Consider the following 15,313-nt stretch of genomic DNA (forward strand, 5'->3'; position numbering starts at 1 on the left):
TCAAACGAGATTTCAGGAACGAAAAAACGGACCACTTCGAAAAGTAGTCCGTCAAAGCTTAGAGTTGTTGCGGTGAATCGACCAATGTGATCGTTCCTTCGTTTTTCTGAACGAACCGCTCGTAGACGAAATCATTCGCGAATAACAACACGGCATTCTCCCAACGGTCGTAGACGAGAACCGTCCGAGAATCCGTCAATTGTTTGACGGCAGCGACTTCTGCTGGCTTGATCCATTTTGCGACTTGGAAGTTCGCGGCATCCTTCAAGATGTCAACGCCATATTCACCTTTGAGCCGGTGCTCGAAGACTTCGAATTGGAGTTGTCCGATCGCTCCAAGGATGATTTCGTTGTATTCCGTTTTGTAGACCTGGATCGCACCTTCTTGCGCGAGCTGTTCGACACCTTTTTGGAACTGTTTCGACTTTAAGGCGTTTTTCGTGTAGACCTTCAAGAAGAGTTCTGGTGCGAACGTTGGTAGTGCCTCATATTGTAATGATGGATCACCGTTCGTGATCGTATCACCGATTTGATAGTTGCCTGAATCGTACAACCCGATGACGTCTCCTGCGAACGCTTCATTGACTGTTTCCCGCTCATCCGCCATGAATTGTGTCGATTGAGATAACTTCATCTTCTTGCCTGTCCGTGTCAAGACGACGTCCATTCCACGATCAAATTTACCCGTACAAATACGGACGAACGCAATCCGGTCACGGTGATTCGGGTTCATGTTCGCTTGAATCTTGAAGACGAAACCGCTGAAGAAGTCTTGTGCCGGTTCGACTTTCCCTTTGTTCGACTCACGAGGTGTCGGTGAAGGGGACAGGTTCAAGTAATGTTCAAGAAGTGGTGTGACACCAAAATCGACGAGGGCTGATCCGAAGAAGACCGGAGTCAGTTCACCTTTTGCGATCAATTCTTCATCGTATTCGTTACCTGCGCCGTCGAGTAAGTCAACTTCATCCATCAACGTCTCGTACATTTCCGAGTTGATCGTCGTCGCGAGTTCTTCGTTCGCGAGACCTTTCTCACCGAGTTCGATCGACTTACGATCGTTCTTGAAACAATGGAATTGTCCTTTGACACGGTCATAGACTCCTTCGAACTGTTGCCCTGAACCAGCTGGCCACGTCACAGCTACAGACGGGATGCCGAGGACTTCTTCGAGTTCTTCCATCAATTCGAGTGGGTCACGCGCTTGACGGTCCATCTTGTTGATGAACGTAAAGATCGGAATCCCGCGCATCCGACAGACTTGGAACAGTTTCTTCGTTTGTGACTCGATCCCTTTCGCCGCATCGATGACCATGATCGCTGAGTCAACCGCTGTCAGGATTCGGTACGTATCTTCACCGAAGTCCGAGTGACCTGGTGTATCCATGATCGAGACGATCTTTTTGTTGTATTCGAATTGCATGACCGAAGACGTAACAGAGATTCCGCGTTGTTTTTCGATTTCCATCCAGTCCGATTTCGCAAATTTCGAGTTTTTCCGTGCCTTGACAGAACCTGCCTCACGGATTGCCCCTCCGTGCAGGAGGAATTTTTCAGTTAATGTCGTCTTACCCGCATCCGGGTGGGAGATGATGCCGAAAATCCGACGCTTTTCGACTTCCGTTTGTAGAATGTTTGTCATGTATGGTAGTTCCTTTCAACGATATATTCAAAAGTCCGATCAATCTTTTTCGCAACTAGTCTATCATACCGAATTTTCAAGGTCTCGTCCATTTCACTTCATTGACTCAATTTTCAGATTTAAAGTTGACAATTCATCACGATCTTCTTTACGATGACTAGGAAGTTTACTATTACAGAAGGAGGAGACGTACAATGGTATTCCATCAAGCCCGGACATCTGTCCACACTGTCTTTGTATCGGCTACAACTGTACGTCACCCAATCGTTTAATTTTTAATTAAGCAGGGTGTGCGTATGCGTATACGTACATGCTGCCCTCTTATATTAGGACGGGTATGCCCATATTTGTGCGTATCCGTCTTTTCTATTGTCTAAAAACGGAATATAAGGGGTTTTCACTATGTTTAACGCACTCAAACAGCTTGATCGCAACATCTGGATCCGGTTCGTCGGGGAAACGATCACGGGGATCATGATGTTCATGATTGCACCATTTTTAGTTCTTTATTATGCGGATCGACTCGATTCCTACTTTTTGGTCGGTGTCATCATGGCGACCGGACCGATCATGTCGCTCGTCGGCGCCGTTCTCGGTGGTCACTTCGCCGATAAATTCGGTCGAAAACCACTGATGGTCCTCTCGATCATCGGTGACGTCATTGCTTTAATCGGTTTTTCGTTCGCTGATTCATTCGGACCGCTTCTCGCGTTGAACGCGTTGCTCGGTTTATCCAGTTCACTGTTCCATCCAGCGGCAAGCGCGATGGTCGCTGACGTCACGCCACCAGAACGCCTGAACGAATCGTTCGGTCTGCTGCGGATGGGACATAACGTCGGGGCCGCATTCGGTCCACTTCTCGGAAGTGCCGTCTTGTTCGTCGACCGTTCACTCATCTTCTACTCTGCCGCTTTCGTCTTTTTCCTGTACGGAATCGTTCTCTACTTCTTCATCGAAGAGACGAAGCCAGACTATATCGAAAAGACGGACGAAGTCAAAGTATCACCGCTCACTGTATTGCGGAAGGATCATGTCTTTTTAATCTTCATCGGGGCGGGTGTCTTCATCTCGATGGGATTTGCCCTCGTCGAGAGTATGTTACCGGTCTTCTTGAAGGAAGCACTACCGGGATTACCGACAAAACAAAATCCGTTCCCTTATCTGATGGCTCTGAACGGAATCATGGTCGTCTTGTTCCAGTTCCCGATCGCTGCTCGCTTGTCTGGCAAAGCATTCGGAAAAGTCATGTTGCTCGGGGCCTCGATTTTCGGAATCGGCATGATTTTCCTCGCATTCGTGCCGTCTTACCTGTTCTCACTCGGAACGAGTTATGTCGTGCTCGTGACGGTATTGCTTGCGATTTATGCGTTCTATACGCTCGGTGAGATGATCATGTCCCCTGTGCAGATGACGTTCATCGCTTTGATTGCACCAGAACATCTCCGCGGAACGTACAACGGTGCTGCGAGTCTCCAGTGGTTGATTGGCGGCGTCACCGCACCGCTTCTCGGATCGTTATTCCTTGATACTGGAAAAGGTGACTTTGCGCTCGGATTCGTCGGACTGCTCTGCTGTGTATCAGGTGGGGTCTATCTCGCACTAGACCGGTCGATCCAACGCGCGAAACGCTTAACGAAATCCGCCTAAAAAAAAAGCGATGTGTCATGCTCCGACTTTTGTCAGAGCGTTACACATCGCTTTTCTCGTTAAGAAGGTAATTGATTTGCCGCTACGAACGGACCGAACAGGACCGGTAACGGATCAAGTCGTTGCTGGATTTCTTCAATGAAATTCGTCGATCCACTGACGAAGACGATCGGATCATTTACCGTGATCATCGTCAAGAATTCGTGCATCTGTTGTTCCCATCCTTCTTGACGAATGTGATGAACGACCATCCCTTTCGTCGTCAAGGATACGACATTCGCTAACATTCGTTCTGCCAGTTCCTCAGCTGAGACATGTAACAATGTCGTTTTTCGACCGGTCAGGAGTGCATGCCGAGCTTCGTCGATGACGGCTCCAAGATGATGCTCTTCTGCAATCAACAAGATATCTTGTTGGCGCCAGTTTTCAGCACGGCGGTATTTACAAAAATGCCGACACGTATCGACGAGTTGATGGTGAACAATTGCCCATGCTTGAAGTAAAGGTGCATCTTCTTTAAGGTCATATTCGATTTGAATAGCTTGAAGAATTTCACGACTGATGATGTCAGGGTACGTCAACAGAAACGATTTCGTCTGATCGATTTCATTCAGTAAAATCAATTTAAACAGTTCACTCGATTCATGCTGGTTTGTAATCTGATTCAATAATTGACTCAGGCGTAAAATCCGTAATGCGCGAGTTCCGTCCTGAGCTCCCGCTTCTCGAAGCGCGCGCAATTCTTCTTCGTACGTCGCCTCGAGCGAGTCATAGAAGCGCGTCGCGATCCGCAATCCCTTTTGCTCCATCGATGGACCGAGCTGTTGCAAAAGGTGTAATGCCTGATCGAAATGCATAATTTAACCTACCTTTCACCGTCCATTATGCGTGAATCCACTCTCAAAAACAATCTCTAAAATGCATCTTATTTTTTGCACATTGAAAGTTGTAAATGCTTGCGTCCCCCCCTAGTATGTGTGGTAAGTAGGTGATGAAAATGCGCATGACACGTTATACGGATTACGCGATTCGGTCTCTGCTGTTCGCAGCAGCTCATCCCGATCGTTTAGTCCGAATCCAGGAAGTAGCGGATTGTTACGACATTTCTAAGAATCATTTGATGAAAGTAGTCTATCGTTTAGGACAGAGTGGTCTGATTGAATCTGTCCGTGGTCGTGGAGGTGGTTTTCGATTAGCGAGCCCTCCGGATGCAATTCATATCGGTGACGTCGTACAACTTTTTGAACCAACCGTTCATTTTCTCGATCCGCAAGAAGGCATTCACGAGATTCCTTCGCTCAATCCAGCACGTGATGCTTTCGATGATGCCATTGCGGCGTTCCATCAAGTACTCAATGGTTACACAGTACATGATTTGCTACATCCGACAGCTGAAACTCATCCACAAATACTTGAAATGATTCCGAACCGCGATTGAGCGGGTTCGGAATCTTTTTTTATTCCGTCCTCGCTCAATTGCGATTTCTCAAAACGCTCGTGGTATACTTATATAAGAAAGGAGGGGTACAGATGAACCCTCAAGAAGAACTCCATCTCTTATATCTTCGCTTAAAGGAAGAAGAACCCTCCGTTGCACGCGGTGAGGCCTTATGGGCCATCTTTGAGGAAACAGCTGATGATTCACTCCGCTTCCTCTCCTTATGGACATTTTCACAAAATCAATTTGATTTAGGACACTTCCGATCGTTTCTTGTGTCCTTCACGCTCTTGATGGAATGGATCCGAAAAGATGAGATGACACTAACTCCAAAACAAGAACTTGATTTGTACTGGAACTACAAGTCCTACTTGATCTATATGGCAGAACAAGAAGACGTGACGGTCTCGCTTCTCGAAGAAGATCTTGATCGCTTCATCGATTTCTGTGACGCGCATGGCTTTATTCGGACGCGCGACTATATCAGCTTCATGGTCTATAGCAAACTCGGTGACGAGGAACAAGCCGATCATTATCTCTCGGAATGGGTTGACGCGCCAAGTGACGAACTTAGTGATTGCCCATCCTGTGAAGCATTTAGCCGGATGACGTATGCGATTGAACGTGGCTTCGAAGATCGTGCCTTGCTACTTTATGCAGCACTTCGGCATGAACGCGGTTGTTCACGGATGCCGGATCAGGCACATCCATATATCCTACCGTTGTTCCTTAGTCGCAAAAAAGAACGCTTTGACTGGAGTGAACGCTTAATCGAAGAAGTTAAGCGTGGCGAAACCTTGTTCACAGGTGGCGACGAGCCGTACCACCTATATGCGAAGATGTATTACGATACGAACTATACCTGGTCGATGGAAGAGAAAAAACAATTGATTCCATTCTTGACCGACCGTGGATATCTCCAGTTCCTACTCGCTCACTATGCGTTCGCCCATCGTCAATCTCTTGGTGAGGAAGCGTCGTATCTCGCAGCGCTTCGGACGAATCTATACGAGATCGCACAATCTCTCGATCGCCGGATTGAAGGTGTCTTCTACTTGAACCTCGTCGAACGTGAACTGAAACGGATCACCCAGTTCGTTGCCTGAATTTAATTCGTAAAGGAAGTGTCTTCATGTTAGATCATGTCCAGCTCGCTATGCCAAAAAACGAAGAAGATCGCGCCCGTGCATTTTATGCCGGGCTTTTACATATGAAGGAAGTCGAAAAACCGGCTGGTGTTCAAGCCAGTGGTGGTGTCTGGTTCGAAGATCATGGTGCAGCACTTCATCTCGGCATCGAGGAGCCATTCTCCCCTGCTAAAAAAGCGCATCCTGGATTAACCGTCGCTGCGTTCGAAGCTTTGAGCGATGTTCTTCAAGCTGCCGGTTATCCGGTTGAGCATGACACACGCCTTGCGCCACGTCGTCGTTTCTTCACAGCCGATCCCTTCGGTAACCGTTTAGAGATCATCGCTGCCCACCTGCCGACGTTAACGCCAAAGAAGTTGGTAGATGGTTCTCATGTCCGTTTAGTCGCACCCGCTTCAAGTCTCTCAACGGTCGAGATGAAGATCATCGATGGTGCGATCCAAACCCTCGAATCACTCGGATTACGTGTCTCGATCAGTCAACATGCGCGTGCTGTCAATCCGTTTGGTTCCAGTGATCCTGAGTTACGGGTTGCAGACCTCCATGCCGCGTTCGCTGATCCGAACGTTGATGCGATTCTGTGTGTTCGCGGTGGATTCAGTACGAATGAACTCGTCGACTTACTCGACTACGAATTGATTCGGACACATCCGAAAATCCTTTGTGGCTTCTCCGATATCACAGCACTCAGTCACGCCATTCTAACGAATACCGGCTTAGTGACGTACTCGGGACCAATGTTACGGGCTTTCCGTGATCGCGACGCCTATACGATCGATTACTTCAAGCAAGTGTTGTTTGGAACGGATCCCGTTACGATCAAGCCTTCGGTCCATTGGCGTGATACCGATCGCGGACATGTCATTACGTTACCGAACAAAGGACCGATTCTTTTATCCTCTGGGCAAGCAAGTGGTCGTCTGCTCGGTGGGAATCTTTGTACGTTGAATCTCCTGCAAGGCACACCGCACTTCCCTGATTTACGGGATACGATTTTATTCCTTGAAGACGATTACGAAGTCCATCCAGCGACGTTCGCCCGTGATTTCGCCTCTTTGATGGCGCAACCGGGTGCCGAAACGATTCGCGGGATCGTCTTCGGACGCTTCCAACTCGCAACGAAGATGACGGAAGAGCATCTGCGGTATCTGATTTCGCTCTATCCAGTCTTAGAGCACGTACCAGTTCTTGCGAATGTCGATTTTGGACATACGAGTCCTTTGTTCACGTTCCCGATCGGTGGACAGGTTGAATTACATGACGAGGTCATCCGACTATATATTTCTTGAATATCAAAAGAAGGAGACGCGGCAATCCGCATCTCCTTCTTTTTTAATAGTCGAGCAATCTCGAAGCGTCGATTTGACGTTTCGACCCATCCGCGAACATCTCAAGTGTTGCGAAAATCTGGTCATTTGCCCATTCATAGTGAAGTAACGTGAAGTCTTCGAGTGTCGAGACCGTTTTGAACGTTTTCCCGACCGTAAACGCACGCTTCCGGCTCGCATCTTCTGCCGGAACGGTGACGAAGATAACCGTGATCTCTTCGCCCTTCGTATCATAATAGAATTCAACGATCCGACCGTCCGCTGTTTCAGGTAAAACACCTTTACGGGGCTGTCCGGTCTCGTCCAATTGTACGTATGGTTGCAGCATTCTTTCGCCTCACTTTCTCCGTCATTCATCATAGCACGTCCACCTGATTTATGCTAATCTATATTTGATGTGAAAGGGGGATGAGTCGCGCATGGAATGGTTCATGAACGGGATTCTGCTCTGGGGCTTTATCATGATCACACTCATGGCAATTGGCGGGTTTTTCATGTTCCGGAAGTTCCTCAAGAAGTTACCGAAAGAAGACGGTAAATCGATGATGGACTGGGAAGATGAGTACATCGACCAAACACGACATCTTTGGACGGATGAGACGATGGAATTATTGAACGCTCTCGTCATGCCGGTTCCATCGGCATTTCGTGATGTCGCACGCCGCAAGATTGCCGGGCGGATCGGACAGTTCGCACTGGAGGAACAAGCGACAGAGATGACATCTGAACTGGTCGTCAAAGGATATATTTCCGCTACGCCAAAACGCGATCATAAATTCTTGAAAAAAGCACTGACGGAGCACGCCATCGACTGGCGAGACTACGCATTATACTTCCAAAATTGAAGGATGCACGAAAAACCGCCGAAGTCGCCTTCAGCGGTTTTTTTAGTGAGGTAAGTGCGCAACCGGCACGGTGCCCGACTTGACTCGTTTGTATTTCATATACATCGCGAAGCGCCACGGTGCAATCATTCCGAAGGCAACGAGATAAAAAATCCCACCCGTTTCGAAGATATCGATCTGCCCGCCGATGAAGAACTTCGCAACCGTCCGAATGAATAAGATACCGAATAAGACGATGAAAAAAGCTTTCGAACGTTGCAAATAAATCTGCCCTTCTGCTTCATAAAAATTGGATGTCTTGATCAAAAAGATGCTGAAGATGGCTCCAATGAGCAATGCTTCTGCCACTTCCGTCCATGTCAGACGGGATGCTGGGTATAAAAACTGTAGCATCCCCGTCGACATCGCAAAGGGCGGGATCAAGATTTTTTTAGCATTCGTCGGTTTTGCTGATGCCTTCACACGAATGAAGCTGATCAGCAATCCCATGACGAGCGCTACCCCAGTTGATATCCAAATCATCCGATCACTTCCTTGATTAAAATCCAGTGAATCCGACGATGTCACTCATCCATGCTGCGAATTTACTTAAGCCATCAAAATACAGCATGACTCCGAACACCATCATCAAGGCTCCCCCGAATTTCGTTAATTTCAGACTATACTGCACGAACAAGCGCGAACGACCGACGAAGAACGCCATCAATAAGAACGGAATCGAGAAGCCAAGGACATACGCGAGCATGTAGAACATGCCTTGACTCGGATTGGTCGCAGCTAATCCGATGACGCCTGCGAGAATCGGACCTGTACACGGTGTCCAACCGGCTGCAAACCCGATTCCGACGAGTACCGTCCCGACGTACCCCCCTTTTCGTTCCCCGAGATTCAGTTTCTTTTCACGCATCAAGAATGTTGGTTGCCATAATCCGACGAGAACAATCCCAAATACGAAGATGACGAGTGCCCCAACCATCCGTAACGTATCCCGATATGTGATAAAGACATCTGCGAATAACGATGTCGATAACCCGAGCACAACGAATACCATCGCAAAACCAACGAGGAACGCTAACGTATGAAACAAGGATCGCTTTTCTCGTACGCCCCGTTCTTTTAAATCCGTTACCGACACGCCTGTGATGTATGAGAGAAACACAGGATACAGTGGTAGCGTACACGGAGAGACGAAAGATAATAATCCTGCTCCAAACGCTAACCATAACGAGAGCTCCATCATGAGCATCCCCTTTCCTTTACTACTATAGAAGAAGTTCCTCCTCTATTTTGCCAAACTCATCTGCATTTAGCACCTATTATCTCACAGAAAGTTGCAAAAGATTCGTGTCCGCCAAAATTACAAAAAAATTACATTTCGTCGATTTTACTGAAATCTCGTTGCGCCTCGTAAATGGACTTGCTAGAATATGGATACGACACCAATGTAAGGGAGACTGCTATGACGACACAACAACTATTGACGTTAGCCATCGAAGCCAAACGTAGCGAACTATATCATCAAGCTGACCAGTCCAGCTTCACCTCCCCGCGTGTTCTACAACTTAGTCATGAACTCGATGTCCTGCTTTTAGAATATTCACGCATCGTCCAAAACTATACCATTCACGGTTCGAATGAACCGCTTTTATCTTAATGCACGATCTGGTCAGCATTCGAGTGCGAATGCTGACTTTTTTATGGTTTCTTATTTCTGATGGAGGTGCTTTATGTCCGCTCTTACATTCATTGCTAGTTCTCGTCCTCTCTATATACCTGACGATCTCCCCCAATTATACGTACATGAAGTCGAAGCGATTGAATACGTATCATTGAAGCGAGGAAGGTTCACGATGCCTTACCTGTACACGATCGAAGGTGCTGATCAGTGGGAGTTCATGATTTACTTACAGCGTTATATGGAAGAAGGAGATGTCCTCGAGTTGCTTTATATTGAAAATCAAAATGACAGCATGCATGACCATCTACCATCCGCCCCCTTACTAGAGCCGATTGAAATCAATATTCGACAGCGAACGTACCAAACGATTCACGGCACGTTTCAGCTTTCCGCTAACGATTGGATGCAGGAATTGTTCCATCGTTCTTACCTGACAGCGTTCGGCGTGACGACGATCGTCAAGTATTGATCTGCGTATCCTCCATTTCACTTTTTCATCACTAGACGATAGAAGGATGACATAGTTTCTATTTTTAAGACTTTTTTCTGTTGAATTGTGCGAATCTTTCAGCAAAAGTAATCCAAAAGACCTACAAACATCCGTTTTTCATAATCAGTATGTCCTATCGATGACAAAAACCGACCTTTTGCAATCTCGTTGTCACAATAGCCCGGTTTGTAACTCGAATGACATTGACCTGTAAACGCACAGGTCAGTTTTGCCGTGTAAAGTAGGAACAGTAAACACAGCATATGTCAGGAGGACATCAATAATGAAAAAAGCAGTTTTCGCTGCCGGTCTTGCAGCAACAGCTCTATCAGTAGGATTTGCCCAAGAGACAGAGGCTGCCTCAGAAACGGTAACAGTAAATACACCAGTACTCAACGTACGCACAGCACCTACAACTGCATCAGCAGACGTAGGCAATGTATATAAAGGTCAAACATTAAATGTCGAAGGACGTTCTGGCGCATGGATCCAAACACACATTAACGGTCAAAAACGTTATGTCCATGGCGCGTATACGTCTGCAGCAGGCTCATTCGACTTTAAAAAAGCGACAGTTACTACGGCAGTACTAAACGTCCGCACACAACCAACGACAAGCTCGAAAGATGTCGGTAACCTCTACAAAGGCGAAAAAGTCAACGTAGAAGGTAAAGTCGGTGCATGGATCAAAACAACAATCGATGGTAAAACACGCTACGTACACAGCGACTATACTTCACTCGCTGGCGTATCGAAAGCACCAGCAGCACAAGCACAACCAGCTGCTAAACCAGCTGCGAAGCCAGCACCAAAAGCAGCTGCTAAACCAGCAACTGCAACAAAACAATCGACACCTGCAAAATCAGGTACGAAAGTGACAATGAACGTCACTGCTTACACGAACGACCCGTCTAACAACGGTAGCCAACTCTACAACGGTCGTGCGTTGACAGCAAGCGGTTATGACGTTACAAATACGATCACGTACAATGGTATGCGTATCGTAGCAGCTTCTTCACAATACCCAATCGGTACACGTATGCACATCGAAGGCATTGGTGAAGCAATCGTACTCGACCGTGGTGGCGCAATCCAAGGTAACAAACTTGACCTTCTCGTTGGTTCACAACAAGAAGCACTTAACTGGGGACGCCAAAACGTCACAGTCACAGTCTACTAATCCGAACAAACAACCTGCCGGGCGAGGCCGCCTGGCAGGCTTTTTTTATATCTTTTTTTAAGAGACCGTGACATGACCGGATTGCAACTGATACATCTTCTTATACAGACCATCTTGTGCGATTAATTCTTGGTGATTTCCTTGCTCGATTACTTCCCCTTGATGCAACACAAGAATCAAATCTGCATCTTGAATCGTCGATAGACGGTGGGCAATGGCAATCGTCGTCCGCCCTTGACGCATCCGTTCAAGTGCGACTTGAACTTTCTCCTCTGTCTCCGTATCAATCGAACTTGTCGCTTCATCGAGGATCAGGATTTTCGGATCCCGCGCCATCGTGCGTGCGAAGGAAATCAACTGACGTTCCCCAGCTGAGAACGTCGCCCCCCGTTCCGCAACGGGACTGTCATATTGCTGGTCCAGTTGATTGATGAATCCGTCTGCTTGTACGAATTTGGCAGCCGCTTCGACTCGATCAAAGGAAATCGAACTATCGAATAATCGAATGTTATCAGCGACCGTTCCCGTGAACAAGAATGAATCCTGCAACACGAGTCCGACGTGTTGCCGTAGTTCTTCTTCCGATAACTGCTCAAGCGGTTGACCATCAATCAAGATCCGACCCGATTGGTACGCGTAAAAGCGCATCAAGATATTGATGATCGAACTTTTTCCACTTCCCGTATGACCAACGAGGGCAATCGTCTGTCCTTTTTTCGCCTCGAACGAAATCCCTTTCAAGACATCTTTCTCTCCGTCATAACTAAAGCGCACGTCTTCAAAGACGATATGTCCTTCCGATACTCGTGCATCCCCTTCGAGTTGTTTCGTTGGTTCTGGCTCATCCGTATCGAGGACCTTGAATACACGGTCTGCTGAGACGACAGCTTGTTGGAACTCGGACAACCGTTGCATGATTTGCTGAACCGGTTGGAAAATCCGCTCCATGTAGCTGATGAAGGCATATACGACACCAACTTGGACCGTTTGTGAGAACGATAGGACACCGAAATACGTTACGAGTGTCGCAATTGAAATGGCGAGTAACAATTCAATGATTGGTCGCAGTAACCAACTATCAAGCTTCAAGTTCTTATAACGTCCATTCTGGTGGGCAACGTTCGTCTCCTCGAATTCTGCCATCAAGCGTTTTTCTTGGCGGAATTGTTGAATGATCGCCATCCCGTTAATGGATTCGTTCAGTTGGGCATTGATTTTCGATAGTAAATCGCGGACTTCCGCGTAATACTTCGTCGAATACTTTCGGTAAATCCAAATGATGAAATAAAACAATGGTAACAACAGTAATGCAATCGTCGCGAGTCGCGGCTCTAGTAGATAGAGGAAGATATATGTTCCAATCAACTGGACACCACTTTGTACGAATGTCGACAAGACACCGATGTAGAGCTCCTTGATTGCTTCCGTATCGTTCGTGATCCGGGACACGAGCACTCCGGCAGGCGTCCGGTCAAAATAGGCAAGCCGTAGGTGCATGACATGACGGAACACATCAATGCGTAAGCGTTGAATGACTTGCAAGGCAATCTTTTGGAATTCGAACGCCTGTAAGTAATCGACGATGATCCCTGTCGTATGCAGTAACAAGTACGCTGTAAATAAGAGTGCGACTTCCTGTACTGGATACGTACCCGGTGCGACGTATTCATCAATGAAAATCTTGACGAGATACGGTCCCCCGAGTTTTGCTGCTGTCGTAATGAACAGCAGGATGAAGGCAATGCTGACCTGCTTTTTGAACGGTTTGACGAAATCAAGCAATCGCTTCAGGACGGCTTTTTCATTGATATCATGATTCATTCGGAACGCCCTCCTTGTTCGACAAGTGATTCTAGTTGCTGGCGATCGTACGTCTCTTTATACCAACCGTCATGAGCGAGTAATTGCTCATGTGTGCCTCGTTCGATGATCCGACCGTCTTCAAGGACGATGATCTCATCGGTATGCGACACAGCCGATAACCGGTGGGCGACGATGATTTGCGCTTGATCGTGATCCGCCGTCCGGAAGTGGTGGATGATCGCTTCCTCGGTCTTGGCATCGACCGCAGACAAGGCATCATCGAGCACTAAAATCGGACAGTCCGCTAGTAACGCCCGTGCAATCGAAATCCGTTGTTTTTGACCGCCGGATAACGTCACCCCACGCTCCCCGACCATCGTCGCGTACCCTTCCTTAAAGCCGAGAATGTCCTCATGGACTGCTGCAATACGTGCCGCTTCCATGATGTCTTCCATTGATGCATCCGGTTTTGCAAAGGCAATATTATCAGCAATCGACGCCGAGAATAAGAAATGATCCTGTGGAACGATCGCTACTTGACGACGGACGGTGTCACGCGTCAATTGTTTGATGTCTCGTCCACCAATCGTGATGGCGCCTTGTTTGACGTCGTATTCGCGAGACAATAAGCGAACGAACGTCGATTTCCCGGCACCAGTCTTTCCGACGATTCCGAGCGATTTACCGGGCTTCAATGTCACATCGATGTCTTGTAAGACCGGTTGCGTATCATAAATAAAACGCTCAATCCCAACGTGGAGTTCTGGTGATGAAACACGCGTCGCTGCTTCCTTCGCGTCTTTAATTTCCGGTTCGATCGCAAGCATCCGCTCGATCCGATCGTAAGAAGCACGACCACGTTCGACGATGTTGAACAACCAACCGAATGCGAGCATCGGCCACGTCAATAAACCAAGATATGTAGTGAATGAGACGATGTCACCGATTCGGATCTCACCTTGTTGTAACAGGTACGCACCGTATCCGACAGCGATGATGTACGATAGACCAACTAATCCAAAAATCGTCGGGTCAAACAGCGCGTCGATTTTTGCGACACGACGGTTTTTTTGGACGACGTCATCCGATAGATCCGTGAACGTCTGCACATCAGATTCAACTTCCCCTGTTGCTTTTAAGACGCGGACACCACTAATGCTTTCCGCGACCTTATCATTCAAATCGGAGAAGGCTTCCTGCGCGTCATGAAAACGCGAATGTAACATTTTCCCGTAGCGTGACGTCAAGTAGACCATCAGCGGCATCGGTAGAAGTGATACAAGCGTCAATTTCCAACTGATCGTCGTGACCATCGTGATGATGACGAAGCTCCCCATCGTCACCGAGTCGACGAGCGTTAGAATACCGGCACCCGCTGTCATCGATACCGCTTGTACGTCGTTTGTCGCATGCGCCATCAAATCTCCGCTCCGATATTTCTTATAGAACGATTGATCCAAATCTGAAAAATGACCATACAGTTGACTGCGTAACAATCGACCGAGACGAATCGATGCCCCAAAGATATGAAAACGCCAAAAATATCGAATGAAATACGTCGCGACCCCGATGAGCAACAATGTACCTGCGAGACGAATCAAATCATTCTTCGTCAAGCTCCCCTCACTTAGACCATTGACTGTCGTCCCGATGATCTTCGGTGGAATGAGTTCTAATGCTGCTACAAAAATCAAGCAGACGACCCCAAGACTATATGCTTTCCATTCTCGTCGGAAAAACCAACTGAGTTTCCTGAAGACTCCCATTCAAGTCTCCCCCCTTTTTTAAATCCTATGATTATTTGAAATAGTCTCACATTTTAGATTAGTTCTCTTTCTAAAAAATAGCAAATAAAAAGGAGACCATTTGGTCCCCTTTCGTACAGCTTATTTTTTAGGTGATTTCATTGAACCACTCATTGAACGCATCACTTGGTTGACTTTCTTTTGTGATGGCTTTTGACCCATTTGCATCATCAATGTCTTAATCATATCTTCGTTGATTGGTGGGTTTTGCTCCAAGTAGTTCATCATGTATCGACGAGCGATATAGAAACCAAGGGCGACACCTGCTACCAAGCAAAGAAGGGCAATTAAAATCCAAATCCATGTAGCCAA

Annotated in this window: 16 protein-coding genes; 8 read left to right on the forward strand and 8 right to left on the reverse strand. The window is 47.2% G+C overall.

Annotated elements, in window-relative coordinates:
* Nucleotides 1-58: 58 nt before the first annotated feature.
* Entirely contained in the window at nucleotides 59-1,639 is a 1,581-nt protein-coding gene (locus KNQ18_RS09100) for a peptide chain release factor 3 (protein WP_215084603.1), read from the reverse strand.
* A gap of 402 nt (nucleotides 1,640-2,041) precedes the next feature.
* On the opposite strand from KNQ18_RS09100, the gene KNQ18_RS09105 reads away from it, so the two are divergent.
* Nucleotides 2,042-3,286 carry an MDR family MFS transporter gene (locus tag KNQ18_RS09105; RefSeq protein WP_214724580.1) on the forward strand — a complete coding sequence of 415 codons (1,245 nt, stop codon included), beginning with the start codon at nucleotides 2,042-2,044 and terminating at the stop codon, nucleotides 3,284-3,286.
* A 59-nt stretch (nucleotides 3,287-3,345) separates the two neighbouring features.
* Here the strand turns inward: KNQ18_RS09105 and KNQ18_RS09110 are convergent, their stop codons facing one another.
* The gene (locus tag KNQ18_RS09110) at nucleotides 3,346-4,143 is read right to left on the reverse strand and encodes a hypothetical protein (RefSeq protein WP_214724578.1); all 798 of its coding nucleotides are present in this window, start codon (nucleotides 4,141-4,143) and stop codon (nucleotides 3,346-3,348) included.
* A 140-nt stretch (nucleotides 4,144-4,283) separates the two neighbouring features.
* Between KNQ18_RS09110 and KNQ18_RS09115 the strand changes: the two genes are divergently transcribed.
* From KNQ18_RS09115 to KNQ18_RS09125, 3 genes are all read left to right on the forward strand, one after another.
* Nucleotides 4,284-4,724, forward strand: coding sequence for an RrF2 family transcriptional regulator (locus tag KNQ18_RS09115; RefSeq protein WP_023467786.1), 441 nt, complete (start codon nucleotides 4,284-4,286; stop codon nucleotides 4,722-4,724).
* A 92-nt stretch (nucleotides 4,725-4,816) separates the two neighbouring features.
* Nucleotides 4,817-5,830: a hypothetical protein gene (locus tag KNQ18_RS09120; protein WP_023467785.1), complete on the forward strand. Its 1,014-nt coding sequence runs from the start codon at nucleotides 4,817-4,819 to the stop codon at nucleotides 5,828-5,830.
* A gap of 26 nt (nucleotides 5,831-5,856) precedes the next feature.
* Nucleotides 5,857-7,161: a VOC family protein gene (locus KNQ18_RS09125; RefSeq protein ID WP_215084605.1), complete on the forward strand. Its 1,305-nt coding sequence runs from the start codon at nucleotides 5,857-5,859 to the stop codon at nucleotides 7,159-7,161.
* Between the two features lie 43 nt (nucleotides 7,162-7,204).
* Here KNQ18_RS09125 and KNQ18_RS09130 read toward each other — a convergent pair whose 3' ends face one another.
* Complete coding sequence (locus KNQ18_RS09130; protein ID WP_023467783.1) at nucleotides 7,205-7,528, reverse strand: hypothetical protein; 324 nt, start codon at nucleotides 7,526-7,528, stop codon at nucleotides 7,205-7,207.
* Between the two features lie 91 nt (nucleotides 7,529-7,619).
* Between KNQ18_RS09130 and KNQ18_RS09135 the strand changes: the two genes are divergently transcribed.
* Nucleotides 7,620-8,045 (forward strand): DUF2621 family protein, encoded by a 426-nt coding sequence (locus tag KNQ18_RS09135; RefSeq protein WP_029341260.1) that lies wholly within the window; start codon nucleotides 7,620-7,622, stop codon nucleotides 8,043-8,045.
* 42 nt (nucleotides 8,046-8,087) lie between these two features.
* On the opposite strand, the gene KNQ18_RS09140 is transcribed toward KNQ18_RS09135, so the two are convergent.
* Nucleotides 8,088-8,567, reverse strand: coding sequence for a CcdC family protein (locus KNQ18_RS09140; RefSeq protein ID WP_215084607.1), 480 nt, complete (start codon nucleotides 8,565-8,567; stop codon nucleotides 8,088-8,090).
* Between the two features lie 16 nt (nucleotides 8,568-8,583).
* The gene (locus tag KNQ18_RS09145; protein ID WP_023467780.1) at nucleotides 8,584-9,282 is read right to left on the reverse strand and encodes a cytochrome c biogenesis CcdA family protein; all 699 of its coding nucleotides are present in this window, start codon (nucleotides 9,280-9,282) and stop codon (nucleotides 8,584-8,586) included.
* A 222-nt stretch (nucleotides 9,283-9,504) separates the two neighbouring features.
* On the opposite strand from KNQ18_RS09145, the gene KNQ18_RS09150 reads away from it, so the two are divergent.
* The 3 genes from KNQ18_RS09150 (at nucleotide 9,505) to KNQ18_RS09160 (ending at nucleotide 11,393) form a co-directional block, all read left to right on the forward strand.
* The gene (locus KNQ18_RS09150) at nucleotides 9,505-9,699 is read left to right on the forward strand and encodes an aspartyl-phosphate phosphatase Spo0E family protein (RefSeq protein ID WP_029341257.1); all 195 of its coding nucleotides are present in this window, start codon (nucleotides 9,505-9,507) and stop codon (nucleotides 9,697-9,699) included.
* 196 nt (nucleotides 9,700-9,895) lie between these two features.
* Nucleotides 9,896-10,192, forward strand: a complete 297-nt coding sequence (locus KNQ18_RS09155; RefSeq protein ID WP_133208041.1) for a hypothetical protein — start codon at nucleotides 9,896-9,898, stop codon at nucleotides 10,190-10,192.
* 304 nt (nucleotides 10,193-10,496) lie between these two features.
* Nucleotides 10,497-11,393, forward strand: a complete 897-nt coding sequence (locus tag KNQ18_RS09160; protein ID WP_029341255.1) for an SH3 domain-containing protein — start codon at nucleotides 10,497-10,499, stop codon at nucleotides 11,391-11,393.
* 57 nt (nucleotides 11,394-11,450) lie between these two features.
* Here the strand turns inward: KNQ18_RS09160 and KNQ18_RS09165 are convergent, their stop codons facing one another.
* The 3 genes from KNQ18_RS09165 to KNQ18_RS09175 all read right to left on the reverse strand — a co-directional run bounded on the left by KNQ18_RS09165 (nucleotide 11,451) and on the right by KNQ18_RS09175 (nucleotide 15,313).
* A complete protein-coding gene (locus KNQ18_RS09165; protein WP_058705250.1) occupies nucleotides 11,451-13,214 on the reverse strand; it encodes an ABC transporter ATP-binding protein in 1,764 nt (587 codons plus the stop codon).
* The gene (locus tag KNQ18_RS09170; protein WP_050678336.1) at nucleotides 13,211-14,962 is read right to left on the reverse strand and encodes an ABC transporter transmembrane domain-containing protein; all 1,752 of its coding nucleotides are present in this window, start codon (nucleotides 14,960-14,962) and stop codon (nucleotides 13,211-13,213) included. The genes KNQ18_RS09165 and KNQ18_RS09170 overlap by 4 nt, the downstream gene beginning before the upstream one ends.
* A 120-nt stretch (nucleotides 14,963-15,082) precedes the next feature.
* Nucleotides 15,083-15,313 (reverse strand): YneF family protein, encoded by a 231-nt coding sequence (locus KNQ18_RS09175; protein WP_012370001.1) that lies wholly within the window; start codon nucleotides 15,311-15,313, stop codon nucleotides 15,083-15,085.

Source organism: Exiguobacterium sp. s78, from assembly GCF_018618985.1.
GTDB classification, from domain to species: Bacteria; Bacillota; Bacilli; order Exiguobacteriales; family Exiguobacteriaceae; genus Exiguobacterium_A; species Exiguobacterium_A abrahamii.